Here is a 26,737-nt window from a genome sequence, read left to right as displayed (position 1 = left end):
GCGAGGCAGGGGCAAACGGCGTATCATGTAATCGAGTGTCCGGAGGCTCGCACATCTATGGCGGACAAAAAAGGTTCTAACAGCGAAAAGCTGTTGTATTGCTCGTTCTGCGGCAAGAGCCAGCATGAAGTCAAAAAGCTGATTGCCGGCCCGTCGGTGTTCATCTGCGATGAATGTATCGACCTGTGCAACGAAATCATCCGTGATGAGGCTGCGGGCGCGGGCATTGAAGCGGGCTTGTCCAAGTCCGATCTGCCGAGTCCGCAGGAAATCCGCGAAATTCTCGATCAGTACGTCATCGGGCAGGAACGCGCGAAGAAGATTCTTGCCGTGGCTGTTTACAACCACTACAAGCGCCTCAAGCACCTCGACAAGAAGGACGAAATCGAGCTGTCGAAGAGCAACATCCTGCTGATCGGCCCGACGGGCTCCGGCAAGACGTTGCTCGCACAGACACTCGCACGCCTTCTGAACGTCCCGTTCGTGATTGCCGATGCGACGACGCTGACGGAAGCCGGCTATGTCGGTGAAGACGTCGAAAACATCATTCAGAAGCTCCTGCAGAATTGCAACTACGAAGTCGACAAGGCCCAGCGCGGCATTGTCTACATCGACGAAATCGACAAGATCAGCCGCAAGTCGGATAACCCGTCCATCACGCGCGACGTGTCGGGCGAGGGCGTTCAACAGGCCCTGCTGAAGTTGGTCGAAGGCACGATGGCGTCGGTGCCGCCGCAAGGTGGCCGTAAGCATCCGAACCAGGACTTCATTCAGGTCGACACCACCAATATCCTGTTCATCTGCGGCGGCGCGTTCGACGGCCTCGAAAAGGTCATCGTCGACCGCACGGAAAAGACGGGCATTGGTTTCGGCGCCAGCGTCAAGAGCAAGCAGGACCGTGACGCGGGTGAAGTGCTGCGCGAAGTGGAGCCAGAAGATCTGATCAAGTTCGGCCTGATTCCGGAACTGATCGGCCGTTTGCCGGTGGTCGCCACGCTCGGCAAGCTCGACGAAGTCGCGCTGATGAAGATTCTCGTCGAACCGAAGAACGCGCTCGTGAAGCAGTATCACAAGCTGTTCAATATGGAACGCGTCGAGCTCGAGATTCGTCCGGGTGCTTTGCAGGCTGTGGCCCGCAAGGCGATTCGCCGCAAAACGGGCGCGCGCGGCCTGCGTTCCATCCTGGAACAGGCGTTGCTGGACGTCATGTACGAGTTGCCGACGATGAAAGGCGTTAGCAAGGTCATCATCGACGACAACGTCATCGACGGTGACGGCAAACCGCTGCTGATCTACGAAGACGCACCGAAGGTTGCGGGTTCGAATTGATCGGCTTTAAAGGTTTTGCAAAAAAAGCCGTTCATGGCAACGTGAACGGCTTTTTTGTTTATCTTGGGTTAGGATGGTTGTGTTTCCTTTGGAGTCACTGAACTTTTCCCACACGCGGAGGCCTTGTAATCGTTTTTGCAGGCCTCACCTATCGAACGAACTGATACCACTCATGGGGAAATGAAATGTCAGGAACCCAACTCCTCCCGCCGGAACGCACTACGCTCCCGCTGCTCCCGCTGCGTGATGTAGTCGTTTTCCCGCACATGGTGATTCCGCTCTTCGTAGGCCGCCCGAAGTCGATCAAGGCTCTCGAAGCAGCGATGGAAGGCGGCAAGCACATCATGCTCGTCGCCCAGAAGACGGCTGCGAAAGATGAGCCGACCGAAAAGGACATGTACGAAGTAGGATGTATCGCCAACATCCTGCAGATGCTGAAGCTGCCGGACGGCACCGTGAAGGTGCTTGTCGAAGGCTTGCAGCGCGCGAAGACGCTCTCGATCGAAGAGCAGGAAACGCAGTTTTCGTGCGAAGTCATGCCGCTCGAACCCGACCACGCCGACAGCGCTGAAACTGAAGCGCTGCGCCGCGCGATCGTGTCGCAGTTCGACCAATACGTGAAGCTGAACAAGAAGATCCCGCCGGAGATTCTGACTTCGCTTTCGGGCATCGACGAAGCCGGCCGTCTGGCCGACACGATCGCGGCGCATCTGCCGCTCAAGCTCGACCAGAAGCAACACATCCTGGAGATGTTCCCGGTCATCGAGCGCCTCGAGCATCTGCTCGCGCAACTCGAAGCCGAGATCGACATCCTGCAGGTGGAAAAGCGTATCCGTGGGCGCGTGAAGCGTCAGATGGAGAAGAGCCAGCGCGAGTACTATCTGAACGAACAGGTCAAGGCCATCCAGAAGGAATTGGGCGAGGGCGAAGAAGGTGCGGATCTCGAAGAACTCGAGAAGCGCATCACCGCCGCGCGCATGCCGAAGGAAGCCAAGAAGAAGGCCGACGCCGAGCTGAAGAAGCTCAAGCTGATGTCGCCGATGTCGGCTGAAGCCACCGTCGTGCGCAACTATATCGACACGCTGATCGGCTTGCCGTGGCGCAAGAAGAGCAAGGTCAACAACGACCTCTCGAATGCAGAACGCGTGCTCGACGAAGACCACTTCGGTCTCGAGAAAGTCAAAGAACGCATTCTCGAATATCTTGCGGTCCAACAACGTGTGGACAAGGTCAAGGCGCCGATCCTGTGCCTGGTTGGGCCTCCGGGTGTCGGTAAGACGTCGCTGGGTCAGTCGATTGCTCGCGCCACGAATCGCAAGTTCGTGCGCATGGCACTTGGTGGCGTGCGCGACGAGGCCGAAATTCGCGGCCACCGTCGGACCTATATCGGTTCGATGCCGGGCAAGATCCTGCAAAGCCTGACCAAGGTCGGCGTGCGCAATCCGCTCTTCCTGCTCGACGAAGTCGACAAGATGGGTCAGGATTTCCGCGGCGATCCGTCTTCGGCTCTGCTGGAAGTGCTCGATCCGGAGCAGAACCATACCTTCGCCGATCACTACGTCGAAGTCGACTTCGATCTGTCGGACGTGATGTTCGTGGCGACGTCGAACTCGCTGAATATTCCGCCGCCGTTGCTCGACCGGATGGAAGTGATCCGCCTGTCGGGTTACACGGAAGACGAGAAGGTCAGCATTGCGCAACGTTATCTGTTGCCGAAGCAGAAGAAGAACAACGGCCTGAAGGACGGCGAGGTCGATGTGACGGAAACTGCAATCCGCGACATCATTCGTTACTACACGCGTGAAGCGGGTGTCCGTTCGCTCGAGCGTGAAATTTCGAAGATCTGCCGCAAGGTCGTGAAGATGCTTCTGCTGAAGAAGGCAGAGGGCGCGGTGAAGGTCGATGGCAGCAACCTCGATACGTTCCTCGGCGTGCGCAAGTACGACTTCGGTCTGGCTGCGAAGGAAAATCAGGTTGGTCAGGTCACGGGTCTCGCGTGGACGGAAGTGGGCGGCGATCTGCTCACCATCGAAGCCGCGGTTATGCCGGGTAAGGGCAACGTGACGCGCACGGGTTCGCTCGGCGATGTGATGAAGGAATCCGTCGAGGCAGCACGCACGGTGGTTCGTTCGCGTTCGCGTCGCCTGGGTGTCAAGGACGAAGCGTTCGAGAAGCAGGACATTCACATCCACGTGCCGGAAGGCGCGACGCCGAAGGACGGCCCGTCCGCCGGTATCGCGATGACCACCGCGTTGGTGTCGGTGCTGACCGGTATTCCGGTGCGTGCCAATGTCGCGATGACGGGCGAAATCACGTTGCGTGGTGAAGTGCTGCCGATCGGCGGGTTGAAAGAGAAGCTGCTGGCAGCGCATCGCGGCGGCATCAAGCTCGTGCTGATCCCGGAAGAAAACACCAAGGATCTGACGGAGATTCCGGACAACGTGAAGAACGCAATCGAAATCGTGCCGGTCCGCTGGATCGACAAGGTGCTCGAACTCGCGCTCGAACGTGTGCCCCAGCCGTTGCCGGAAGAAGAACCGAAGCCTGCCGCTCCGGTTGCAGCAGAGGCCGGCAAGGACGCCGCAACGGAAGTGGTGAAGCACTAAGCCGATCCGTAGCGCACGTAGTCTTTAGCATCATCGAAAACCCGCGGCTTGCCCGCGGGTTTTTTATTGCCCCAATGTTTATGTCTGTTTCATGTCATGCGGGGCATTTTTCTGCTATTTCCCATTCTCTGGGCTAAAACGGAATAACGCGACCGGCTATTTATCCTTACAAGCCTGCGCTGCAAGATTTCGTTATCAAAAGCTCTCTCGAGGCACCCCCTAATCGGGCGCGACCCCGCTTGACACAAGGGTTTCGGCCAATTCTAATTGGTTGGCTCGGCATCTTTGCCGCGCTGCCGTTGGTATCTGGCGCGATGAAGCGCTATTACGATTGCCCAAAAATATTCTCGGGGGTTGGAATGAATAAAACGGAATTGATCGATCACATCGCACAACAAGCCGATATTTCGAAAGCGGCGGCAGGGCGTGCGCTGGATGCCGTGATCGGTGGCGTCAAAGGTACGTTGAAGAAGGGCGGTTCGGTCACCCTGGTCGGCTTCGGCACGTTTGCAGTCGGCAAGCGCACCGCACGCACTGGCCGCAACCCGCGCACCGGTGCAGCGATCAAGATCAAGGCAGCCAAGGTGCCCAAATTTAGGCCTGGCAAAGCGCTAAAAGATGCGCTAAACTAATCGACTTGCTGCTTCAGGGTGGCGCGGTTTAAAGGTTAATAAACCTTGGGTTGAAAGGCCCACAGGTTGGTAGATCCGAAAGGCGCGGCGCGGTGGAACGTAGCAGGCGGAATCGTGGAGCGGGTGCTTAGCTCAGTTGGTAGAGCGGCGCCCTTACAAGGCGTAGGTCGGGAGTTCGAGCCTCTCAGCACCCACCAGTTCCCGGTTCGGCACGCAACACACATGCAGTAGAAGCGCAGTATAAGGAGTGGTAGTTCAGTCGGTTAGAATACCGGCCTGTCACGCCGGGGGTCGCGGGTTCGAGTCCCGTCCACTCCGCCAGTATCCTTGAAAGGCGAACTCCGGTTCGCCTTTTTTATTGCCCGCTGTTGTAATATCGGGCGTTCCGTTTTTGGCATCCTTAACGCATGCTCGATTTCTTCCGCAATCACAAACGCCTGATGATGTTCATGCTCATCCTGGTCATCGTACCGGGCTTGGGCTTCGTAGGTATCCAGGGCTTCCGCGGCTTCTTTGACGAAAGCGCCAACGTCGCCAGCGTCAACGGGCACAAGATCACACGGGCCGAATACGACGACGCGATGCGTCAGCAACTCGACCGTGCGCGCCAGATGCTGGGTGCGCAGTACGACGCAAAAATGTTCGACACGCCCGAGCGCCGCAAGGAAATGCTCGACGGCCTGATCGAGCAGCGCGTGCTGAACGATGAGACGCAGCGTCTGCATCTGACCGCTTCGGACGACGCGGTGCGCCGCACCTTGCTGAACGATCCGGTCATCTCGTCGCTCAAGAATCCTGACGGCTCGATCGACGTGAACCGCTACAAGGAACTGCTCGCCATGCAGGGCATGACGCCCGATCAGTATGATGAGCGCGTGCGTTACACGCTCGCCACGCAGCAGTTGCCGGGTAGCATCGAGGGCAGCGCCTTCACCTCGAAGACGCTTGCGCAGAATCTGACGGCGCTCGCCGAGCAGCAGCGCGAAGTGCAGGGCCTCACGTTCAATCCGCACGACTACGTGGCGAAGGTGCAGCCGACGGACGCGCAATTGCAGGCGTACTACGACGCGCATCGCAACGATTTCGCGACGCCCGCGACGGCCACCATTCAGTATCTGGTGATGTCGCCGGCCACCCTGGCGGCGGCCATGCAGCCCAGCGACGACGATCTCAAGAAGTTCTACAACGACAACATCGCGCACTATCAGACCGCGGCGCAAATGCGCGCGAGCCTGATCCTGGTGTCGGTGGCGCCGAACGCAAGCGCGGACGACAAAGCCAAGGCGAAACAGAAAGCCGACGCATTGCTGGCCGACGTGAAGGCTCATCCCGACGACTTCGCCAAGGTGGCCGAGCAGAGCTCGCAAGACCCGGCTTCGGCGTCGAAGGGCGGCGACCTGGGTTACTTCGGGCGCGGCATGATGGCCGGTGGTCAGGCGTTCGACGACGCCGCGTTCAAGCTGAAGAAGGACGAGATCAGCGACGTCGTGCCGACCGACGTGGGCTTTCTGATCCTGAAGGCGACGGACGTGAAGCCGTCAGTGACGCAGCCGTTCGACACGGTGAAGGACGCCATCGCCAAGGATCTGAAGACGCAACAGGCGGCCAAGGCATTCACGGACGACTCGGACGGTTTCACGTCGCTGGTCTATGAAAAGGCCAAGTCGCTGCAACCGGCTGCGGACAAATACAAACTGCAGATCCAGACGGCCACGGTCACGCCGCAAGCGAACGCCGCGCTGCCGCCGGATAGCCCGTTGAATAACGCGAAGTTCCTCGCGGCGGTGTTTGCCAACGATTCGGTGCAGGCGCACAACAATACGCAGGCGGTCGATATCGGCAACAACACGCTGATCGCCGCGCACGTCACCGACTACAAGCCGAGCGCCGTGCCCGCGCTCGACGCGATCAAGGACGCGGTGCGTCAGAAGGTCGTCGCGGTTCAGGCCGACGAACTGGCGCACAAGGAAGGCATCGCCAAACTGGCCGAGTTGCAGAAGTCGAATGCAACCACGGGCTTTGCGGCGCCGCTGAAAGTCTCGCGCAACGACGCGCAAGGCCTGCCGCCGGCTGCACTGAGCGCGATCTACAAGGCCGATTCGCAGAAATTGCCGGCTTACGTGGGTGTTGACCTGGGCGACGCGGGTTATGCGGTGTATCGCGTGAATGCCGTGGTGGCGGGTGCGCCCATCGATCCGCAGCGTCTCGTGGCCGCGCAGCAGCAGATCGCGCAAGCCGAGGCGCAATCCGAAGTCGGCGCGTATGTTCAGGCGTTGCGCGCGCGCTCGAAGATCAAGTTCTACGGTTCGCTGGATAGCCCGCAAGCGGGTGGTGACTGACCTCGTCGCCTGGTGCGCCGCCGTGTAAGCGGCGCACATCGCGAATGCAGAAAGAACAAAAAAACCCCGCAATTGCGGGGTTTTTTCTTATCCGGCGAGCACACCGCCGGAGCGTCGATGAAAGGCCGTCTTACAGACAGCCGCTGATTGCGCCAGTCGCATCGCTACCGGCTCCGCCATTCGCGCGGAAGCCGACCCATGTGCCCGAGCCGCTATAGGCCGGGCGTACCACGGCCGCTGCACCGCTGGGCGGCTGCTGACCCGGTACGTACACATCCATCGCCTGGTCGTTGGCCAAGGTGTCCTGCGAGACCACTTGCTGTTGCGAGCCGTCGGCCCACTTCTGGGCGATACATTGCGCGACGACCTTCGGCGGCTGCTGGCTTTGTCCAACCGATTGCACACCAGCCGGCGGTTGAGCGGCGCAGGCAGAAATGGCCACGGTCAAAGCGATAAGGGGCAGGTATTTCACGTTATCTCCTCACAAAAGCGCTCGAGACGAGCCGGATTTCGCGGTTAGCGAAAATGTCTGACGGACATTCCCTGTGCACGTTCCCAGTTCGTTCGCAACAAGATGTAAGAAACTTGTCAGTGTGAGGGGCTGTTGTGCAGCAGGGGCTTCAATGTCGTCCACACGTTGTCTAGTAGCACGGGCTGTGCCTGCTGGGTGGGATGCAGCTGATCGGACTGGAACATGTCGGGTTTATCCGCGATGCCCGCGAGCAGGAACGGCACGAAGCCGGTGTGCAGTTCCTTCGACAACTGCTCGTACACCGCGTGGAACTTTTGCGTGTAGTCCGGGCCGTAATTGGGTGGCACGTACATGCCGACCAGCACGACCTTCGCATGACCTTGCTGTGCTTCTTCGATGATCGTGCGCAGGTTGTCTTCTGTCGTGGCAAGCGGCACGCCGCGCAGTGCGTCGTTGGCGCCGAGTTCGACAATCACGATACCGGGTTTGAGCCGCTGCATCAGTTGGGGCAGGCGGGCGCGTCCGCCGCTGGTGGTGTCGCCGCTGATGCTGGCGTTAGCGACGCTATAATCGATGCGCTCGCTGGTGAGGCGCTGACGCATCAGCGCCACCCAGCCGGTGTCGCGCGGCAGGCCGTACTCAGCGGAGATGCTGTCGCCCAGCACCACGATGACGGGCCTCGCCGGTTCCGGCGGATTGGCGGCATGGGCCGCAAGCGGCAGCGTCGCGGCGAGCATGAACATGCCGAAAGCGATATTCAATACGGCGGCGCGCGGCGCCGTCAGGCGCACTTTCAACCTACGCCTCACCATGCAAAACAAAACTGATCCAGTCATCGAAGTGCGGGGTTTGTGCAAGAGGGTTAAGGATGCAACGGGCGAGCTGACGATTCTCGATCATATCGATCTTTCCATCGAAGGCGGCAGCAGCGTGGCGATTGTCGGCGCATCCGGGTCCGGCAAGTCTACGCTGCTCGGTTTGCTCGCGGGGTTGGACAGCGCCACCTCCGGGTCGGTTCGTCTGCTGGGTCAGGAACTGACCGAATTGAGCGAAGACGGGCGCGCCGCTTTACGCAACGGCTCGGTCGGCTTCGTGTTCCAGTCGTTTCAATTGATGCCGCATTTGACCGCGCTCGAAAACGTCACGCTGCCGCTCGAGCTGCAAGGCGGGGTCGCCGCGCGCGATGCCGCGGCGCGTGCGCGCGGCCTGCTCGAACAGGTGGGACTGGGGCAGCGTACCCGTCACTATCCCAAACTGCTGTCGGGCGGCGAGCAGCAACGCGTGGCCTTGGCGCGCGCCTTCGTGACCCATCCGGCCATTCTGTTCGCGGACGAGCCCACCGGCAGTCTAGATGCCGCCACCGGCCATGCGGTCATCGATCTGATGTTCGAGATGAACCGCGCCAATGGCGCGACCTTGATCCTCGTCACGCACGATATCGAACTCGCCCGTCGCTGCGACCGCACGGTTACGATCGACGCGGGACGCCTCGCCTGAAGTAAAAGAGGCGCCCAACCGCGAGCGGCCGAGACGCGCGCGGCACAAACGAAAAGCTTACGGCGCAAAAGAAAACGCAAAAGAAAAGCGGGCCATCAACGGCCCGCTCCACATTGCAAAACCACCGCAAATTTCAGATGGCGACGCTCGACACCCAAGCCGCCGCCACCTTCCTCTCATAGATTCAACGCTTCAACGCCGCGCGCGCCCGCGCGATCAATGCCGTGGTCGACGAGTCGTGCTTGCCGCTATCCACGTTAGCCGAGGTCAGGTCGGCTTCGACCACCTTGCCGAGGATCTTGCCCAGCTCCACGCCCCACTGGTCGAACGAGTTGATATTCCACACCGTGCCCTGGACCAGCACCTTGTGTTCGTACAGCGCGATCAACGCGCCGAGCGAGCGCGCCGTGAGCGCTTCGAGGATCAGCGTGCTGGTGGGACGATTGCCCGGGAAGGTCAGGTGCGGCGCGAGTTCCGGCTTGTCCGGACCGGCCACTTTCTTCGCTTCTTCCAGCGTGCGGCCGAGCATCAACGCCTCGCTTTGCGCGAAGCAGTTCGCCAGCAGCTTCGGATGATGGCTCACCAGCGGATGCTCCGGCGTGAGCACGGCGATGAAATCGATCGGCACGATCGTCGGGCCTTGATGCAGCATCTGGAAGAAGGCGTGCTGGCCGTTGGTGCCAGGTTCGCCCCACGTCACGGCCGACGTCGGATAGTCGACCATCGCGCCGTCCAGACGGGCTGACTTGCCGTTGCTCTCCATCTCCAGTTGCTGCAGGTAGGAGGGCAGGTAGTGCATGGCCTCGGAGTACGGCGCCACCAGGTAGCTTTGCGAGCCGAAGAAATTGCGATACCAGATGCCGATCATGCCCATCAGCACCGGCAGATTGTGTTCGAGCGGCGCGGTGCGGAAGTGTTCGTCCATCTCGTTCGCGCCGGCCAGCAGTTCGTCGAACTGCTTCGGGCCGATGGAGATCATGATCGACAGGCCGACCGCCGACCACAGCGAATAGCGGCCGCCGACCCAGTCCCACATCTCGAAGACGTTTTCCTTCGCGATGCCGAACTTGACCACCTCAGCCGGATTGGCCGACACGCCGACGAAGTGTTTCGCCAGCGCGCTTTCCTGGCAGCCTTTCTCGACGAACCAGTCGCGCAGCGAGCGCGCATTGGTCATGGTTTCGAGTGTGGTGAAGGTCTTCGAGACGATGATGGCGAGCGTCTCTTCCGGATCGATCTGCTGCATGACATGGTACAGATCGGCGCCGTCGACGTTCGACACGAAGAAGCTCTTGATGTCCGGCGTGGCGAGATGCTGCAGGGCATGCACGACCATCTTCGGACCGAGATCCGAGCCGCCGATGCCGATGTTCACCACGTAACGGATGCGCTTGCCGGTATAGCCGGTCCAGGCGCCGCTGCGCACCTGGTCGGAAAACGCCGCCATTTTGGCGCGTTCGGCCATGACTTCGGCGTGAAACGGCGCCTTCGGATCGCTCGCGCGCAACGCGGTGTGCAGGACCGCGCGGCCCTCGGTGGGATTGACGATTTCGCCGGCGAACATCGCGTCGCGGCGTTTTTCGACGCCCGCTTCACGCGCGACCTGCACGAGCAGCTTGAGCGTTTCGTCCTGAATGCGCTGTTTCGAGAAATCGGCTGCGAGACCGCCGCCGGCAAACGCGAAGCGTTCGGCGCGGGTGGGAGCGGTATCGTTCGCGGGGGCGAACCAGTCGCGCATATGCTCATTGCGAATTTTTTCGTAATGGGCTTGCAGCGAGGACCAGGCGGGTAGCGAGTTCAACGTCATGGGGTCGTCCGTGTAACGAAGGGGCACGAATGAACGGCAGTGCGCAAGGCGCGGCCGCGGGGAGATTCTGGCGCGCTGCCGGGCGGCGGGTTCGCATCGGTTCCCGGCCGGGCTGCGCAGACATTCAGTATAGCGGCCTTGGCGCGAAGCTGGCGGGGAGTTGGACAGTGCGTTCAGATAGCGGGATGGAGCAGCGCGTGAGCATCGCGCAGCCCCGCCCGCGCGCCATTCAGGCCGGATAGAACATCTGGTTCAGCAGCTTGCGAACCATCGGCGCCAGTTCGCCCGCCGTGAGGCCGGCGGGACCGTCGCCCTGCGCGGTTAGTCGGTCGGCCGCGAGGCCGTGCAGATAGACGCCGGCCAGCGCCGCCTCGTAAGGCGGCAGGTGTTGCGCCAGAAACGCGCCGATGATGCCGCCGAGCACGTCGCCCGTGCCGCCGGTGGCGAGCGCGGCATTGCCGGTCGGATTGATGGCGACGCGGCCGTCCGGCGCGGCGATCACCGTGCCGGTGCCCTTCAGCACGATCACGCTGGCAAAGCGCGCTGTCAGCGCGCGCGCGGCGGCCAGCCGGTCGCGCTGCACGCTGGCCGCGTCGCAGCCGAGCAGCCGCGCCGCCTCCAGCGGATGCGGGGTGAGCACACAGGGGTCGCCCTGCGCGCCGCGCGCGGCGACTTTGGCGGCGAGCGCGGAGTCGGTGGATAACAGGTTCAAGGCGTCGGCGTCGAGGAGCTTGGGGACGTCGAGCGCCAGCACATCGTCCAGTACCTTGCTGGCGCGCGCCCGGCTGCCCATGCCGCAACCGATCGCCAGCGCGTCCATTTTGTCGAGCGGCAGTTCGTCGACGGGATGCAGCATCAGCTCGGGATGCGGCGGATCGTAGGGCGGGGCGCCGGCGCCGAGCAGCGCGACATGGATTTTTCCCGCGCCGGTGTGGAGCGCCGCGCGCGCCGCGAGAATCGGCGCGCCGCACATGCCGGTGTCGCCGCCGACCACCGCGAGACTGCCGAACGAGCCCTTGTTGGTCGAGAAGTCGCGCGGCGGCAGGAAGGCGGCGAACAGGGCAGGGGCGTTCAGTTGCACGGCGGAATGGGCGGCGTTATGCAGACTGCCTGTGTGGTCGGCGTGCTTCAGGCCGATCGGCGCCACCGTGACCGCACCGGCCAGGTCGCGTCCCGAGGCCATGAAGAGCCCCGGTTTGGCGCCGATGAAGGTGAGGGTATGCGTCGCGCGTACACCAGCGCCGCTTGCGCCGACTACGTTGCCGGTATCGCTGTCGAGCCCGCTTGGCACATCGAGCGCCAGCACGCGTCCCTGTTGCCTCGCGCGGTGCGAAAGCTGCTGCGCGAGGCTCGCGAAGACGCCGTCGAGCGGCCGCGTGAGACCAATCCCGAACATGCCGTCCACCAGCCACCCATAACCGGCGAACGAGGCCGGCGCCGCAGCCGTTATCGTGACGCCGGCGGCACGTGCCTCGGCGAGGGCCCAGCGAGCGTCGTCCGGTTTGACCTCGACTGGCATGCAGACTTCCACTGCGACGCCCGCGCGCTGCAGTTCCGTCGCCAGCACCAGCGCGTCGCCCCCATTGTTGCCGGGGCCGGCGACGATCCACACTGGCGCGCGCGTTGCGCCGGCATCGTGTTCCAACTGTTCGCGCAGAAAACAGGCGGCAGCGTAGCCGGCGCGCGCCATCAATGTATGCGGCGGCAGACCGGCCATGGCCTCGGATTCGATGCTCCGCAACTCGGCGAGCGACAGCAGCGCAAGCGGGCGGTCGTGAGGGTTCAGCAGGATGGGCACAGCGGAGGGCGCCTGCGCGGCGGGGGTGGCTTCAGTCATGGCAGTCTCTCGCATTGACGCTCGGCATCGGAGCGGGGCCGCGTCTTGCCGAAGTCTCAACAGATTCTCAACGGAGAATCCGCGGCGTTGACCTAGGCAAGGCATCGCACCCCGACGATCGGGAACTGCCATGGTAGTGGAATGCGCGCGAGCCTGTGAGGTGAACCGCGCGCTGCGCTGCGCGCCTGCTTCAGCGCCCGAAGCGATCCGGCCGCAAAGCGGCGAGTGTTTCCGGCGGCAACTCCGGCGTGACGCCGCCGATCAGATCGGCCACCAGCCGCGCGGCGCCGCAGGCGAGTCCCCAGCCGGCCGGCCCATGTCCGGCATTGACGAACAGACGCGGATGCAGCGCGTTGCCGACCAGCGGCAAGCCATCCGGCGACAACAGCTTGACGCCATCCCACGACAGCGCCGCCGAAATCTTCGCGGCGCCCGGAATCCAGTCGTGGGTGGCCTGGCCGAGCAGCGCGAGGGCGTCCTTGGTGACGGCTTCGGAGAGCGGCTTGTCGACCTGGCCGGCGGCTTGCAGCACCGCGCCGCCCGCGATGCGCAGCCGGTGATTCATGCGGGTGATGGTGATGCGCTTCACGGCGTCGACGATCGCTACATGCGGCGCGCATTCCTCATGGGCAATCGGCGCGGAGAGGGTATGCAGACGCAGCGGATAGAGCGGCACGCGCAAACCGAGCCGTTCGAGCAGCGGCAATGAACCGGTGCCGGCGGCGACCACGATGGCGTCGGCGCTGATCACGTCGACTTCGCGGCTCGAAGTAATCTCGCCGAGCCGCGGCGCCAGTTCGACCGCCGCGCGGGTGCCGTCCAGCCGGATGGCTTCGACTTCGCGATTCAACATGAATTGCACGCCGCCCTCGGTATCGAGCGTCTGCTTGATGAGCTTGGTGAAAAGCGGGCAATTCGCGGTGCGTTCCTGATCGAACAGGACGCCGCCGGCGAATTCCGGCTCGGTCGGCACGGAATGTTCGAATTGCGCGCATTCGGCCGGCGTCAGCACATCGTGCGGCACTTCGTATTGACGCAGCAGTTCGAGCGCCGGCTGGCTCTGCTGCCATTCCTGCGCCGAGCGCGTGAGATACAGCACCCCGTCCGACTGTTCGAATTCGAGCCCGAAACGCGCTTCGATATCGGCCATCGCCTCGCGGGAGGCCTCGATCAGCGGCCGCAGCAGCCCATATTGCCGGGCGAACGCCTGCGGCTCCTGCCAGCCGGCCAACTGTTTTTCGAATTGGCGCGCCGCGCCGTTGAAGCCGGTTTTGCGGATCACGCCGCTTTTGGCGCCCTGGCGGCTCTGCATGAAGGTCGGGCCGAACCAGACGTCGAGGGGCGTCGGCAGCACGGTGCCGCCGTGGCCGTAGGTCGCGCCTTGCGCGACCGTCGCAAAGCGTTCGACCACGCATACGCGGTGGCCGGCGGCACGCAACTGATAAGCGGTGGCGACGCCCACAATTCCGCCGCCAATGACGATGACATCCATGTTTGATTCGATTTGCCGGCAGAGCGCGGTGCGGGCGCTTTCCGTAGGCGTGACATGCGGCGCGCGCGTGAGGCTGCTGCGCCGATCTGATGAAAGGGCGAATGATATCAGTCAATCAGGTCAGGTGCGCAGCCCTCCCGCTATCTCGAATTTGGCGGCGCGGGCGTGCCGAAGCGCGTTAAAACGGCCTGCCAGCGTCCCATAACTGCCGTCGGGACAGGTCTGGCAGGGTCGCTTGAGGGTGTTCCCGGGGTATAATCTCGGACTTCCCTTTCGCCTCACGTCGCCTGCACGCGCGACTCATAGACGCAACGTCAAGTCCATGGCCCACTTCTCGTGTTTCCCCGGCGCTTCGGCCCTCTCCGATTTCCGTCAAACCCGCCTGCTCGAGACGCTCACGCGCATCGATCCCAACATTACCGGCGTGCGCGGGCAGTATCTGCACTTCGTCAATTCCCAGACGCGGCTGCTGGCGGAAGACAGCGCCAGGGTCGAGGCGCTGATGCACTACGGCGATCCGTTCGTCGACGCGAAGGAGCGCGGCACGGCCGAGACATTCCTCGTGGTGCCGCGCTTCGGCACGGTGTCGCCATGGGCCAGTAAGGCAACGGATATTGCGCACCACTGCGGTCTCACGCAGGTACGCCGCATCGAGCGCGGTGTCGAATACACGGTGACGTTGAAGAGCGGCCTGCTCGGCGGCAAAAAGGCCCTGTCCGACGAAGCACGCGCGGCCGTCGCCGCGGCGCTGCACGACCGCATGACCGAAAGCGTGGCGCCGTCGCGCGAGCACGCCATGCATCTGTTCGACGAACTGCCGGCCAAGCCGCTGCAAACCGTCGACGTGCTGGGTCACGGCCGTGGCGCGCTGGAAACCGCCAACGCCGAACTGGGCCTCGCGCTCGCGGACGACGAAATCGACTATCTGGTCGACGCCTTCACGAAGCTCGGCCGCAACCCGACCGACGTCGAACTGATGATGTTCGCGCAGGCCAACAGCGAGCACTGCCGCCACAAGATTTTTAACGCGGAATGGACCATCGACGGCGAGAAGCAGGACATCTCCCTGTTCAACATGATCCGCAATACCGAGAAGCTCAATCCGCAGGGCACCATCGTCGCCTATTCGGATAACTCGGCGATCATGGCGGGCGGCGTGGCCGAGCGCTGGTTCCCGCGCAAGCCGGGCCAGACCGGCGGCGCAGCGGATCTGTCGGAGCACTACGGCCGTCACACCGAGCTGACGCACACGCTCATGAAGGTGGAAACGCACAACCACCCGACCGCGATCTCGCCGTTCCCGGGCGCCGCCACCGGCGCGGGCGGCGAAATCCGCGACGAAGGCGCAACGGGCCGCGGTGCGCGTCCGAAGGCCGGTCTGGCGGGCTTCACCGTATCGAATCTCGACCTGCCGGGCGCGCGCGAAGCATGGGAAAACGCCCGCGACGCCGTGCAGCCGGTCGGTCACCGCAATCCGGACGAGGCGCCGGCAATCTATGGCCGCCCGGACCGCATCGCGTCGCCGCTGCAGATCATGATCGACGGACCGCTCGGCGGCGCCGCGTTCAACAACGAATTCGGCCGGCCGAATCTGGGCGGCTACTTCCGTGCTTACGAGCAGAACGTCGCGGGCACGGTGCGCGGCTATCACAAGCCCATCATGATCGCCGGCGGCATCGGCAATATTTCGGATCAGCACACCCACAAGCACGATCTGCCGGAGGGCTCGCTGCTGATCCAGATCGGCGGTCCGGGCATGCGCATCGGCATGGGCGGCGGCGCGGCCAGTTCGATGGCGACCGGCACCAACACCGCGGAACTCGACTTCGACTCGGTCCAGCGCGGCAATCCGGAAATCGAACGGCGCGCGCAGGAAGTCATCAACGCCTGCTGGCAACTGGGCGAGAAGAACCCGATCCTGAGCATTCACGACGTCGGCGCGGGCGGTCTGTCCAACGCGTTCCCGGAAGTGGTGGACGGCGCCAGCAAGGGCGCGGTGTTCGAGCTGCGCAAGATCCAGTTGGAAGAGAGCGGTTTGTCGCCGCGCGAAATCTGGTCGAACGAAGCGCAAGAGCGTTACGTGCTGGCCATTGCCCCGGCTGATCTGAATGAATTCCAGGCCATTTGCGAACGCGAGCGCTGCCCGTTCGCGGTGATCGGCACGGCGACCGACGAACGCCAGTTGAAGCTGATCGACACCGAACAGACAGATGCCAACGCGCACCAGCCGGTCGATATGCCGATGGAAGTGCTGCTCGGCAAGGCGCCGCGCATGCATCGCGACGTCAGCCACGTACAGACCACGCTGCTGCCGGTCGACGTCACCGGTATCAACCTGTCGGAAGTCGCGGTGAGCGTGCTGCGTCATCCGACGGTGGCGAGCAAGTCGTTCCTGATTACGATTGGCGACCGCTCGGTGGGCGGCACGACGGCGCGCGACCAGATGGTCGGCCCGTGGCAGGTGCCGGTTGCCGACGTGGCGATCACCACGATGGACTACGCCGGTTTCCGCGGCGAAGCCATGACCATGGCCGAGCGCACGCCGCTCGCCGTGATCAATCCGCCGGCCTCGGGCCGCATGGCGGTCGGCGAGGCGGTGACGAACATCGCGGCGGCGCCGATCGCGTCGCTCGACAAGCTCAAGCTGTCCGCCAACTGGATGGCTGCTTGCGGCGCGCCGGGTGAAGACGCGGCGCTGTACGACACCGTCAAGGCGATCGGCATGGAACTGTGCCCGGCGCTCGGCATCAGCATTCCGGTGGGCAAAGACTCGCTGTCGATGCGCACCAAGTGGCAAGACCAGGGCGTGGCGAAGGAAGTGGTGGCGCCGGTCTCGCTGATCATCTCGGCCTTCGCGCCGGTCGAAGACGTGCGCGGCCATCTGACGCCGCAACTGCGCCGCGTGGACGAAGCGGGCGACTCGGTGCTGATCGCCATCGACCTCGGCCGCGGCCAGCATCGTCTGGGCGGCAGTATCCTTGCCCAGGTCACGCAGCAGGTGGGCGATACCACGCCGGACGTCGACGACGCCGAAGACCTGAAGCGCTTTTTCGCCGCCATCCAGGCGCTGAACCGCGACGGCAAGCTGCTCGCTTACCACGACCGCTCGGACGGCGGCCTGTGGGCGACGGTCTGCGAAATGGCGTTTGCGGGTCACGTGGGCGTGTCGCTGAACGTCGACATGCTGACGCTCGATCCGAACCACGAATTCGACTACGGCGACGCTAAAGACTGGGCCAAGCAGACGAGCGGCCGCCGCGAAGACCGCACGATTCGCGCACTGTTCAACGAGGAACTGGGCGCAGTGATCCAGGTGCGGGCGCAGGATCGCGACGCGGTGCTGGCGGCGCTGCGTGAGCACGGCCTGTCGGCCTGCTCGCATGTGATCGGCAAGCTCAACGAGCGCGACGCGATCGAAATCTATCGCGACGCGAAGAAAATCTACGAAGCGCCGCGCACGGAACTGCAGCGTGCGTGGGGCGAAGTGAGCTGGCGCATCTCGCGCCTGCGCGACAACCCGGCTTGCGCCGACGCCGAACACGACGCGCTGCTCGACGCCGCCGATCCGGGCATCACGCCGGTGCTGACTTTCGATCCGGCGGAAGACGTGGCCGCGCCGTTCATCGGCAAGGGCGCGCGTCCGCGTGTGGCGATCCTGCGCGAGCAGGGCGTCAATTCGCATCTGGAAACCGCGTATGCATTCGACCGCGCCGGCTTCGACGCCTACGACGTGCACATGAGCGACTTGCTGGCCGGCCGCGCGACGCTCGCCGATTTTGCCGGCGCCGTCGCCTGCGGCGGCTTCTCCTACGGCGACGTGCTGGGCGCCGGCGAAGGCTGGGCGAAGACGATCCGCTTCAATGCCCAACTGGCCGACATGTTCGCCGCCTTCTTCGGCCGCCAGGACACGTTCGCGCTCGGCATCTGCAACGGCTGCCAGATGATGAGCAGCCTCGCGTCGATGATCCCGGGCGCCGAGGCATGGCCGAAGTTCACGCGCAACAAGTCGGAGAAGTTCGAGGCGCGCTTCTCGCTGGTGGAAGTGCAACAGTCGCCGTCGCTGTTCTTTAGCGGCATGGAAGGCTCGCGCATTCCGGTGGCCGTCGCGCACGGCGAAGGTTTCGCGGACTTCTCGCAGCAAGGCGATGCGTCGAAGGCGGCGGTGGCGATGCGTTTTGTCGATCACCGTGGCCAGGCGACCGAGCAGTATCCGTTCAACCCGAACGGCTCGCCGAACGGCATTACCTCGGTGACGACGCCCGACGGCCGCTTCACCGTCCTGATGCCGCACACGGAGCGCGTGCATCGCACGGTGCAGATGAGCTGGCATCCGGAGGGCTGGAGCGCCAACGACGGCAGCCCGTGGATGCGGGTGTTCCAGAACGCGCGCCGCTGGCTGGGTTGATGCGCTGACCCGGCGGCGACCCAAGCCGCCAGAAACAACAAAGCCGCCCGAGGGCGGCTTTGTTGTTTGCGGAGCGGGCAGTGGGTGACGGTGAGTGGCAGTGGGTGTCGGCAGCGTAAAGAACCGGCCACCCAGCCAACCGCCGGATGCAGGCGCCAGAATCCATCCAGCGCCGCCATCCTGCCTTACTGCACCTTCGCGTTCTTGCGCAGGCTTTCTTCGAACGCCTGGAGCTTTTCCTGCTGGATCTGCTGGACGATCTGCGGACGCACCTGGTCGAGCGGCGGCGGCGTGGTGTCGCGCGTGTCGTCGAGGCGGATGATGTGCCAGCCGAATTGCGTGTGCACCGGCGCGTCGGTCATCTGGCCTTTTTGCAGCTTCTCGGCCGCAGCGGCGAATTCCGGCACATAAGCCTTCGGATCCGACCAGTCGAGGTCGCCGCCGTTCTTGCCCGATCCCGGGTCCTTCGAGTACTGCCTGGCGAGGTCTTCGAAGCTCGCGCCGGCCTTGATCTTGGCGATCAGGTCTTTGGCCTGGGCTTCGTTATCCACGAGGATGTGGTGCAGGTGATATTCCTTGCCGCCGGCATCCTTCGTCAGCGCGTCGTAACGCGCCTTGACTTCGGCATCGCTCGGCGGGTTGTTCTTCACGAAGTCTTCGATCAGGGCGCGCAGCACGACGGTCTGTTGCGCGACGGCGACTTGCGCCTTGACGTCCGGACGATTCGGAATGCCACGGCGCGAGGCTTCCTGCATCAGGATTTCGCGGTTGATCAGTTCTTCGCGCACGGCGGCCTGCAGTTGCGGCGAGTCCTGCTGGCCCTGATGGACGAGTTGCTCGACGAGTGCGTCGACGCGTGCCTTCGGGATGGGCGTGCCGTTCACGACGGCGATGTTCTGTGCAAACGCAGGCGCGGCCGCAAAAGCGGCCAGCAATACCCAGAGGCGGGTTTTCTTCAAGGTCATCGGAAGTTTCCTAACGGGACAGCAAATCGAATTCTTCGGGCGTGTACGCCGTGATTGCGAGGGCGTGAATGCCGCGCTGCATGGCATCGGCCAGCGCATCATACACCATGCGGTGCCTTGCTACGCGTGCCTTTCCGGCGAATGCCGGCGCAACAATCGTGACACTAAAATGACCGCCGGCCGAGGCCCCGGCATGGCCCGCGTGCTGGGCGCTGTCATCGCGCACGCTGATCGACGCGACCGGCGCGAGCGCGGCCGCGAGGCGCGCTTCGATCAGGGCGAGGCGCTCGGCGGCCGTGGCGTGCAGGAAAAGATCGTCGCTCATGTCACTCTTCTTCTTTCATGTATTTCGACAGATACAGGCTCTGGCCGACGATGAACACCACGAGGCAGCCGGTCGCGCCGAACAGCTTGAAGTTCACCCAGGCGTCGGTCGAGAAGTGGTAGGCGACGAACAGATTGAGAATACCGAGCAGCACGAAGAACACCGCCCAGATCACGCTCAACTGGCTCCAGATGCGATGCGGCAGCGTGATCTGCTTGCCCATCATCGCTTCGATCAGGTTCTTGTTGAAGGCCAGTTGCGAGACGATCAGCGCGATCGAGAAAGCCCAGTACAGCACGGTCGGCTTCCATTTGATGAAGGTGTCGTTGTGCAGCACCAGCGTGGCGCCGCCGAACACGGTGACGACGGCGAGGCTCACCCACAGCATCGGATCCACTTTTCGGTGACGGAACGCCACCCAGGCGATCTGCACCAGCGTGGCGACGATCGCCACCGCCGTGGCCGTGAAAATGCCCCACAGCTTGAACGCGACAAAAAACAGGATGATCGGGAACAGATCGAACAGGAATTTCATTATCTGGGCGGGAACCTGGGAATGAGCGAAAAATGGGTGCGCAGTGTTGGGCGTTTCAGGCCAATGACAGCGCCCATGATAGGCGAGCTGTGTGTAACCGTCGCGGCGGCGGCCAGAAGGCCGGGTGGCCGCCGCGAGGTTGCCGGTTCGCAAGCTGGATGAAGGGTCGTCTTGCCGGGCCGCCTCGCGCCGCCCGGCAACGCCGCCGAACCCGCGTTGCGTTACTTGGGCTCGAATTGTAACGCAGCCGAATTGATGCAGTAGCGCAGCCCCGTCGGCGCCGGGCCGTCTTCGAACACGTGGCCCAGGTGCGCGCCGCAGTTCTTGCACTGCACCTCGATGCGCAGCATGCCGTGCGTGCGGTCGGTTTTCTCGTGGATCACCTCGCCGTTGATCGGCTTGAAGTAGCTCGGCCAGCCGCAACCGGCGTCGAACTTGGTGTCGGACTCGAACAGCGGCGTGCCGCAGCAGACGCAGTCATAGATGCCGCGATCCCAGTGATCGTTGTATTTGCCGGTAAACGGCCGCTCGGTGGCGGCGTGGCGCGTCACCTGATATTCGATGTCGGAGAGTTGCTCGCGCCATTCGGCGTCGTCTTTCTGCACGGTGGGCGCGGGGGTCTTGGTGTCGTCTGAGTTCATGGTCGGTTCCTGTCTCGGGGGGGGGGGGCCATTTCTATCTGGCCTGGGCTTTGGTTCGCCTTCGGTTCGGCTTCGGCTTTGGCTTCAGGTCATGCGTCGGGCGCGTTGGGGAGCCCATGCGTTACGACGAACAACTGACTTCCAGCGAACTTGCCCAGTCGGGCGGCAGCGCGGCGTAGGCCTCGTATTCCGGTTGTTCGTCGAAAGGACGGCTCAGCACGGCAGCCAGTCTTTCGACTTCCGAAAAATCCTTCTCGCGCGCGCGGCGGATCGCCGTTTCGGCCAGATGATTGCGGAGAATGAATTTGGGGTTCACGCGGTTCATTGCAATGGCGCGCCCGGCGTCATCGAGTGTTTCTTCGGACAGCCGCGCCCGGTAGTCGTTCACCCAGACATCGAAGGCGGCGCGGTCGAGAAACAGGTCGCGCACTGGTGCGTCGCCGCTGGCGTCGTGCTTCGATACCCGCGCCAGATTACGGAAGGTCAGCGTGAAATCGGCGCGGTTGGCCTGCATCACTTCGAACAGACGGTTCGCCAGCGCGTCGTCGCCGGGGCGCTCGGTTTGCAGGCCGAGCTTGGCGCGCATGCGTCGTTCGAGAGCGGGCGCAAAACGGTCCTTGAAGCCTTCCAGCACGCGCTGCGCGTCCTTGACCGCCGCTTCGCCGCGCGTGCTTTCGTCGTATTGCTGGCCGAGCAGCGGCAGCAGACCCTGCGCGAGGCAAAAGAGATTCCAGTAGGCGATCTGCGGTTGCATCCGGTAGGCGTAGCGGCCCTGCGAATCGGAGTGATTGCAGATATAGCCGGCGTCGAAGCCGTCGAGGAAGCCGAACGGGCCGTAATCGATCGTCAGACCCAGGATCGACATGTTGTCCGTGTTCATCACGCCGTGGCAGAAACCGACCGCCTGCCATTGCGCGAGCAGATCCGCCGTGGCGAGCACCGCTTCGTTCAAAAGCGCGAGGTAGGGATCGTCGGCTTCCTTGCAATGCGGATAGAAACGTTCGATGACGTGATCGGCGAGCACCTGCAGTGCGTCGACCCGGTCGTTCGAATAGAAATGCTCGAAATGGCCAAAGCGGATGAAGCTGGGCGCCACCCGCGTCACGACCGCCGCCGTCTCCACTTCCTCGCGCCGCACCGGCTGATCGGAGCCGATCACGCACAACGCGCGCGTGGTGGGAATGCCGAGATGATGCATGGCCTCCGAGCACAGATATTCGCGAATCGACGAGCGCAGCACCGCGCGGCCGTCGCCCATGCGGGAATAGGGCGTGCGTCCTGCGCCCTTGAGCTGCAGTTCGTAGCGCGCGCCGTTGTGTTCGACTTCGCCGAGACCGAGCGCGCGGCCGTCGCCGAGCTGGCCGGCCCACACGCCGAACTGATGGCCCGAATACACCGATGCATACGGCATTGCCTCAGCGGGCCAGTCGCGCGTGGTGTTGCCGGAGAAGAACTCGGCGAAGGCAGGGTCCTGGGCCGCATGGGCATCGAGACCGAGCAGCGCGGCGGTCTCCGCGGAAAAACCGACCACGTATGGCGCGCCGAGCGGCTGCGCCGGCAGGCGTGTCATAAAGACACTGCCAAGCTGGGCAAAGGCACCTTCGCGCGGGGCGCCGAGGGACTCGGCGAGCGCCGCCATCGGCCCGGACAGGCCGGCAATGCTTGGGGAAAACGACATGTTGAGCGCCTCTGGATTAACCGATATTGTAAGTCGGCGCCCGCGGCGCTGCTCGGCCGCCGCTTGCCGCGCCGCCGGCCCGGCGCCGCGCGGCGCGCGACCTGAGAGAGATGACGCAATCATCGCGAGGAGAGCGCCAGTTATGAGCACGCCGTTGCTGGGCCAGATGATGGACATGCCGCTCACCGTGTCGTCGCTGCTGGCGCATGCCGCGCGGCATTTCGGCGACACGGAGATCGTTTCGCGGCGCATCGAAGGCGACCTGCATCGCTATACCTACCGCGACTGCGAAAAGCGCGCGAAGCAACTGGCGCAGGCGCTGATCGCGCTCGGCGTCGAGCCGGGCGAACGGGTCGCGACGCTCGCGTGGTGCGGCTATCGGCATCTGGAGGCGTACTACGGCACGACCGGCTTCGGCTCGGTCTGTCATACGATCAATCCGCGGCTCTTTCCCGAGCAGATCGCCTACATCATCAATCACGCCGACGACAGCTACGTGCTGTTCGACATCACCTTCGCTGCGCTGGTCGATACGCTCGCGCCGCAGTGTCCAAAAGTGCGCGGCTGGATCGCGCTGACCGACGCCGCGCATCTGCCCGCGATGCAGACACCGGTGCTCAGCTACGAGACGCTGCTCGCCGCCCAGCACGGCGCATACGAGTGGCCCGCCATCGACGAGCGCGCGGCCTCCTACCTTTGCTACACCTCCGGCACGACCGGCAATCCGAAGGGCGCGCTGTACTCGCATCGCTCGACCGTGCTGCACGCCTACGGCGCGTCCTTGCCCGATGCGATGAGCCTGTCCGCGCGCGACTCGGTGCTGCCTGTGGTGCCGATGTTCCACGTCAACGCCTGGGGCATTCCGCACGCCGCGCCGCTGACGGGCGCGAAGCTCGTGTTCCCCGGCAAGGATCTGGACGGCAAGTCTTTGTATGAATTGATGGAGGCCGAGAGGGTCACCTATTCGGCCGGTGTGCCGACTGTCTGGCTCGGCCTGCTCACCTATATGAAGCAGGCCGGCGTGCGGTTTTCTTCGCTCAATCGCACGGTGATCGGCGGCTCTGCCTGCCCGCCGGCGATGCTGCGCACCTTCCAGGAAGAGTACGGCGTCGAAGTGATTCACGCCTGGGGCATGACGGAGATGTCGCCGCTCGGCACGCTCTCGAAGCTCACCTGGGAGCAGTCGCAGCGTCCGCCCGAGGCACAGCGCAAGCTGCGCGAGAAGCAGGGCCATGCGATCTACGGCGTCGACATGAAGATCGTCGGCCCGGACGGCAGCGAGTTGCCGTGGGATGGCGTCGCGTTCGGCGATCTGCATGTGCGCGGCCCGTGGGTGATCGACCGGTACTTTCGCAAGGACGATTCGCCGCTCGTCGACGGCTGGTTCCCGACCGGCGACGTCGCCACCATCGATCCGGACAGCTTCCTGCAGATCACCGACCGCAGCAAGGACGTCATCAAATCCGGCGGCGAATGGATCAGTTCGATCGACGTCGAGAACGTCGCGATCGCGCATCCGGCCGTGGCCGAGGCGGCCTGCATCGCCTGCTCGCATCCGAAGTGGACCGAGCGGCCCTTGCTGGTGATCGTCAAACGCAAGGGCGCCGAAGTCACGCGCGAGGAACTGCTTGCCTTCTACGAGGGCAAGGTGGCGAAATGGTGGATTCCCGACGACGTGGTGTTCGTCGACGAACTGCCGCACACGGCGACCGGCAAGTTGCAGAAGCTCAGGCTGCGCGAGATTTTCCGCGATCACGTTTTACCGTCGGCGCTGGAAGGGACGGTTTAATCCGCGGCATGGACCATGCGGGTCGGAAGGTCCACGCGGTCCGCATGGTCCGCATGGCCCGCAAGCTCCAGTCTGGACCAGGGCAAACCCTTTCCCGCAATAAATTGAACGAGCGTGCTTTTTTGTGTATTCTGCTTGCTGACCCGGAATGTCGGACAATGAACCGGCACAGGCGGCGCGTCATGCGCCGCCTTACCGCATGGAGGCAGGCAGATGGCAGTGGACTACACGACTCATGACGGCGTCGCCGTCATTACGCTAAACAATCCCCCGGTCAACGGGCTCGGTCTGTCGACGCGAGCCGGCATCGTCGAAGGGCTCGAGCGCGCGCAGAACGATCCGGCCATCAAGGCCATCGTGCTGGCGGGCGCCGGCAAGGCCTTCTCGGGCGGCGCGGACATCACCGAATTCAACACCCCCAAAGCGACTCAGGAACCGACGCTGCACACGGTCATCAAGGCCGTCGAGAGCAGTGCCAAGCCGGTGATTGCCGCGATCCATAGCGTGGCCATGGGCGGCGGTCTGGAACTGGCGCTCGGCGCGCATTACCGCCTCGCCGCGCACGGCGCGCAGATCGCCTTGCCGGAAGTGAAGCTCGGCATCCTGCCGGGCGCGGGCGGCACGCAGCGTCTGCCGCGCGCCATCGGGCTCGAGGCGGCGCTCAATATGATCGTGTCGGGCGCGCCGGTGCTGTCGGAAAAGCTCGCGGGCTCGGGCCTGTTCGATGAAGTGGTCGAAGGCAATCTGGCCGAGGCGGCGCTCGCGTTTGCAAGCAAGGTTGGCGCGCAGGCGGGGCCGCATCCCAAGGTGCGTGACCGCAAGATCGAGCATCCGAATGCGGAAGGTTTTATCCAGTTCGCGCGCAACAGCGTCGCGGCGATTGCGAAGAACTTCCCGGCGCCGCTCAAGTGCATCGACGCGGTCGAAGCAGGCGTCAAGGAGGGCTTCGACAAGGGTCTCGCATTTGAACGCGAATGCTTTGTGGCGCTGGTGCAGACGCCGGAAAGCCGCGCCTTGCGGCACGCATTCTTCGGCGAGCGCGCGGCCAGCAAGATTCCGGACGTGCCCTCGGACACGGTGGCACGCGAGATCCGGCAGGTTGCCGTAATCGGCGCTGGCACGATGGGCGGCGGCATCGCGATGAACTTCATCAACGCGGGCTTGCCGGTCACGCTGCTCGAAACCCGGCAGGACGCACTGGACCGCGGCCTTGCGACAATTCGCAAGAACTACGAGGCCACGGTCAAGAAGGGCAAGCTGAAGCCCGAAGCGCTGGAGCAGCGCATGGCGCTGATCACGCCCACCTTGTCCTACGACGATCTGAAGCAGGCCGATCTGATCGTCGAAGCCGTGTTCGAAGAACTTGGCGTCAAGGAACAGGTGTTCAAGCGTCTGGATGAAGTGGCGAAACCCGGCGCCATCCTGGCGTCGAACACTTCCACGCTGGATGTCGACAAGATCGCTGCCTTCACGAAGCGTCCGCAGGACGTGGTCGGCATGCACTTCTTCAGTCCGGCCAATGTCATGAAGCTGCTGGAAGTGGTGCGTGGCAAGGAAACGGCCAAGGACGTGCTCGCCACCGTCATGCAACTGGCGAAGAAGATCAAAAAGACCGCGGTGGTGTCGGGCGTGTGCGACGGCTTTATCGGCAACCGGATGATCGAGCAATACATCCGGCAGGCGCTTTTTATGCTCGAAGAGGGCGCGCTGCCGGCTCAGGTGGATAGGGCCATCGAGAAGTTCGGCTTTGCGATGGGTCCGTTTCGCATGAGCGACCTCGCCGGCAACGATATCGGCTGGGCCATCCGCAAGCGCCGCTATCAGGAGCATCCGGAGATGCACTACTCGAAGATTGCCGATCGTCTGTGCGAGACCGGCCGCTTCGGGCAGAAGACCGGCGGCGGCTGGTACGACTACAAGGCGGCCGACCGCACGGCGTATCCGTCGAAGCTGGTGGACGAGATGATCGTGTCGTTCTCGAAGGAAACCGGTGTCGAACGCCGCAAGATCAGCGACGCAGAAATCGTCGAGCGTCTCGTGTTCGCGCTCGCCAACGAAGGCGCGAAGATTCTCGAAGAGGGCATCGCGTCGAAAGCATCGGACATCGACATGGTGTATCTCACCGGTTACGGCTTCCCGCTGTGGCGCGGCGGTCCGATGCTGTACGCGGACACGGTGGGCCTCTACAACGTCGAGCGGGCGATTCGCGGTTATACCGCGCGTCCGAACGGCGACGCATGGCAACTGGCGCCGAGCATTGTCGAGCTGGCGGCGCAGGGCCGCGGGTTTAACGGCTGAGCGCGGCTTGCAGCGAGGTGCGTGCTCGCCGCCGCGAGCATGCACCGCTGTTGCGCCGATAGCGAAGTGAACGGGATGGGATAACGCGAG

At 63.6% G+C, this 26,737-nt stretch carries 18 protein-coding genes and 2 tRNA genes; 10 read left to right on the top strand and 10 right to left on the bottom strand.

The window, feature by feature from the left end; all coding sequences use genetic code 11:
- Nucleotides 1-57 precede the first annotated feature (57 nt).
- The 6 genes from clpX to FQ755_RS10035 all read left to right on the top strand — a co-directional run bounded on the left by clpX (nt 58) and on the right by FQ755_RS10035 (nt 6,906).
- Entirely contained in the window at nt 58-1,329 is a 1,272-nt protein-coding gene (gene clpX, locus FQ755_RS10060) for an ATP-dependent Clp protease ATP-binding subunit ClpX (RefSeq protein ID WP_144153640.1), read from the top strand.
- Between the two features lie 185 nt (nt 1,330-1,514).
- Nucleotides 1,515-3,935 (top strand): endopeptidase La, encoded by a 2,421-nt coding sequence (gene lon, locus FQ755_RS10055; RefSeq protein ID WP_144153638.1) that lies wholly within the window; start codon nt 1,515-1,517, stop codon nt 3,933-3,935.
- Between the two features lie 314 nt (nt 3,936-4,249).
- Entirely contained in the window at nt 4,250-4,567 is a 318-nt protein-coding gene (locus tag FQ755_RS10050) for an HU family DNA-binding protein (RefSeq protein ID WP_186308508.1), read from the top strand.
- 121 nt (nt 4,568-4,688) lie between these two features.
- Nucleotides 4,689-4,764 (top strand) — tRNA-Val (locus FQ755_RS10045).
- Between the two features lie 47 nt (nt 4,765-4,811).
- A tRNA-Asp gene (locus FQ755_RS10040) sits at nt 4,812-4,888 on the top strand.
- An 86-nt stretch (nt 4,889-4,974) separates the two neighbouring features.
- Complete coding sequence (locus FQ755_RS10035) at nt 4,975-6,906, top strand: SurA N-terminal domain-containing protein (protein ID WP_144153636.1); 1,932 nt, start codon at nt 4,975-4,977, stop codon at nt 6,904-6,906.
- Between the two features lie 130 nt (nt 6,907-7,036).
- Here FQ755_RS10035 and FQ755_RS10030 read toward each other — a convergent pair whose 3' ends face one another.
- Together FQ755_RS10030 and FQ755_RS10025 are read right to left on the bottom strand one after the other, a co-directional pair.
- The gene (locus FQ755_RS10030; protein WP_144153634.1) at nt 7,037-7,378 is read right to left on the bottom strand and encodes a hypothetical protein; all 342 of its coding nucleotides are present in this window, start codon (nt 7,376-7,378) and stop codon (nt 7,037-7,039) included.
- A gap of 116 nt (nt 7,379-7,494) precedes the next feature.
- Nucleotides 7,495-8,190, bottom strand: a complete 696-nt coding sequence (locus FQ755_RS10025; RefSeq protein WP_144153632.1) for an arylesterase — start codon at nt 8,188-8,190, stop codon at nt 7,495-7,497.
- On the opposite strand from FQ755_RS10025, the gene FQ755_RS10020 reads away from it, so the two are divergent.
- Nucleotides 8,189-8,875, top strand: coding sequence for an ABC transporter ATP-binding protein (locus tag FQ755_RS10020; RefSeq protein WP_144153630.1), 687 nt, complete (start codon nt 8,189-8,191; stop codon nt 8,873-8,875). The genes FQ755_RS10025 and FQ755_RS10020 overlap by 2 nt on opposite strands.
- Before the next feature lie 184 nt (nt 8,876-9,059).
- Here FQ755_RS10020 and pgi read toward each other — a convergent pair whose 3' ends face one another.
- From pgi to FQ755_RS10005, 3 genes are all read right to left on the bottom strand, one after another.
- On the bottom strand, nt 9,060-10,682 hold the full coding sequence (gene pgi / locus FQ755_RS10015) for a glucose-6-phosphate isomerase (protein WP_144153628.1): 1,623 nt from the start codon (nt 10,680-10,682) through the stop codon (nt 9,060-9,062).
- A 229-nt stretch (nt 10,683-10,911) separates the two neighbouring features.
- Nucleotides 10,912-12,519 carry an NAD(P)H-hydrate dehydratase gene (locus FQ755_RS10010; RefSeq protein WP_144153626.1) on the bottom strand — a complete coding sequence of 536 codons (1,608 nt, stop codon included), beginning with the start codon at nt 12,517-12,519 and terminating at the stop codon, nt 10,912-10,914.
- A 190-nt stretch (nt 12,520-12,709) separates the two neighbouring features.
- Nucleotides 12,710-14,011, bottom strand: a complete 1,302-nt coding sequence (locus tag FQ755_RS10005; RefSeq protein ID WP_144153624.1) for an FAD-dependent oxidoreductase — start codon at nt 14,009-14,011, stop codon at nt 12,710-12,712.
- Between the two features lie 322 nt (nt 14,012-14,333).
- On the opposite strand from FQ755_RS10005, the gene purL reads away from it, so the two are divergent.
- On the top strand, nt 14,334-18,416 hold the full coding sequence (purL, locus tag FQ755_RS10000) for a phosphoribosylformylglycinamidine synthase (RefSeq protein ID WP_144153622.1): 4,083 nt from the start codon (nt 14,334-14,336) through the stop codon (nt 18,414-18,416).
- Between the two features lie 185 nt (nt 18,417-18,601).
- Here purL and FQ755_RS09995 read toward each other — a convergent pair whose 3' ends face one another.
- From FQ755_RS09995 to FQ755_RS09975, 5 genes are all read right to left on the bottom strand, one after another.
- A complete protein-coding gene (locus FQ755_RS09995; protein WP_144153620.1) occupies nt 18,602-19,381 on the bottom strand; it encodes a peptidylprolyl isomerase in 780 nt (259 codons plus the stop codon).
- 10 nt (nt 19,382-19,391) lie between these two features.
- Complete coding sequence (locus tag FQ755_RS09990) at nt 19,392-19,706, bottom strand: BolA family protein (protein ID WP_144153618.1); 315 nt, start codon at nt 19,704-19,706, stop codon at nt 19,392-19,394.
- Nucleotide 19,707: 1 nt separating this feature from the next.
- On the bottom strand, nt 19,708-20,241 hold the full coding sequence (locus FQ755_RS09985; RefSeq protein WP_144153616.1) for a septation protein A: 534 nt from the start codon (nt 20,239-20,241) through the stop codon (nt 19,708-19,710).
- A gap of 221 nt (nt 20,242-20,462) precedes the next feature.
- The gene (msrB, locus tag FQ755_RS09980) at nt 20,463-20,882 is read right to left on the bottom strand and encodes a peptide-methionine (R)-S-oxide reductase MsrB (RefSeq protein ID WP_144153614.1); all 420 of its coding nucleotides are present in this window, start codon (nt 20,880-20,882) and stop codon (nt 20,463-20,465) included.
- Between the two features lie 121 nt (nt 20,883-21,003).
- Nucleotides 21,004-22,560, bottom strand: coding sequence for a protein adenylyltransferase SelO (locus tag FQ755_RS09975; protein ID WP_144153612.1), 1,557 nt, complete (start codon nt 22,558-22,560; stop codon nt 21,004-21,006).
- Between the two features lie 142 nt (nt 22,561-22,702).
- Between FQ755_RS09975 and FQ755_RS09970 the strand changes: the two genes are divergently transcribed.
- On the top strand, nt 22,703-24,349 hold the full coding sequence (locus tag FQ755_RS09970; protein ID WP_144153610.1) for a 3-(methylthio)propionyl-CoA ligase: 1,647 nt from the start codon (nt 22,703-22,705) through the stop codon (nt 24,347-24,349).
- 213 nt (nt 24,350-24,562) lie between these two features.
- Nucleotides 24,563-26,647: a 3-hydroxyacyl-CoA dehydrogenase NAD-binding domain-containing protein gene (locus FQ755_RS09965; RefSeq protein ID WP_144153608.1), complete on the top strand. Its 2,085-nt coding sequence runs from the start codon at nt 24,563-24,565 to the stop codon at nt 26,645-26,647.
- Nucleotides 26,648-26,737: the final 90 nt, after the last annotated feature.

It is taken from the genome of Paraburkholderia sp. BCC1885 (genome assembly GCF_900996235.1).
Classification (GTDB): Bacteria; Pseudomonadota; Gammaproteobacteria; order Burkholderiales; family Burkholderiaceae; genus Paraburkholderia.
The sequence above is the reverse complement of the archived record's forward strand: the minus strand, read 5'-3'. Positions and strand labels throughout refer to the sequence as shown.

What these genes read in the sequence shown, in the direction of transcription:
- clpX (WP_144153640.1), top strand. Translation starts at nt 58, where the DNA reads ATGGCGGACAAAAAAGGTTCTAACAGCGAAAAGCTGTTGTATTGCTCG.
- lon (WP_144153638.1), top strand. Translation starts at nt 1,515, where the DNA reads ATGTCAGGAACCCAACTCCTCCCGCCGGAACGCACTACGCTCCCGCTG.
- FQ755_RS10050 (WP_186308508.1), top strand. Translation starts at nt 4,250, where the DNA reads ATGAAGCGCTATTACGATTGCCCAAAAATATTCTCGGGGGTTGGAATG.
- FQ755_RS10035 (WP_144153636.1), top strand. Translation starts at nt 4,975, where the DNA reads ATGCTCGATTTCTTCCGCAATCACAAACGCCTGATGATGTTCATGCTC.
- FQ755_RS10020 (WP_144153630.1), top strand. Translation starts at nt 8,189, where the DNA reads ATGCAAAACAAAACTGATCCAGTCATCGAAGTGCGGGGTTTGTGCAAG.
- FQ755_RS10025 (WP_144153632.1), bottom strand. Translation starts at nt 8,190, where the DNA reads ATGGTGAGGCGTAGGTTGAAAGTGCGCCTGACGGCGCCGCGCGCCGCC.
- pgi (WP_144153628.1), bottom strand. Translation starts at nt 10,682, where the DNA reads ATGACGTTGAACTCGCTACCCGCCTGGTCCTCGCTGCAAGCCCATTAC.
- FQ755_RS10010 (WP_144153626.1), bottom strand. Translation starts at nt 12,519, where the DNA reads ATGACTGAAGCCACCCCCGCCGCGCAGGCGCCCTCCGCTGTGCCCATC.
- FQ755_RS10005 (WP_144153624.1), bottom strand. Translation starts at nt 14,011, where the DNA reads ATGGATGTCATCGTCATTGGCGGCGGAATTGTGGGCGTCGCCACCGCT.
- purL (WP_144153622.1), top strand. Translation starts at nt 14,334, where the DNA reads ATGGCCCACTTCTCGTGTTTCCCCGGCGCTTCGGCCCTCTCCGATTTC.
- FQ755_RS09995 (WP_144153620.1), bottom strand. Translation starts at nt 19,381, where the DNA reads ATGACCTTGAAGAAAACCCGCCTCTGGGTATTGCTGGCCGCTTTTGCG.
- FQ755_RS09990 (WP_144153618.1), bottom strand. Translation starts at nt 19,706, where the DNA reads ATGAGCGACGATCTTTTCCTGCACGCCACGGCCGCCGAGCGCCTCGCC.
- FQ755_RS09985 (WP_144153616.1), bottom strand. Translation starts at nt 20,241, where the DNA reads ATGAAATTCCTGTTCGATCTGTTCCCGATCATCCTGTTTTTTGTCGCG.
- msrB (WP_144153614.1), bottom strand. Translation starts at nt 20,882, where the DNA reads ATGAACTCAGACGACACCAAGACCCCCGCGCCCACCGTGCAGAAAGAC.
- FQ755_RS09975 (WP_144153612.1), bottom strand. Translation starts at nt 22,560, where the DNA reads ATGTCGTTTTCCCCAAGCATTGCCGGCCTGTCCGGGCCGATGGCGGCG.
- FQ755_RS09970 (WP_144153610.1), top strand. Translation starts at nt 22,703, where the DNA reads ATGAGCACGCCGTTGCTGGGCCAGATGATGGACATGCCGCTCACCGTG.
- FQ755_RS09965 (WP_144153608.1), top strand. Translation starts at nt 24,563, where the DNA reads ATGGCAGTGGACTACACGACTCATGACGGCGTCGCCGTCATTACGCTA.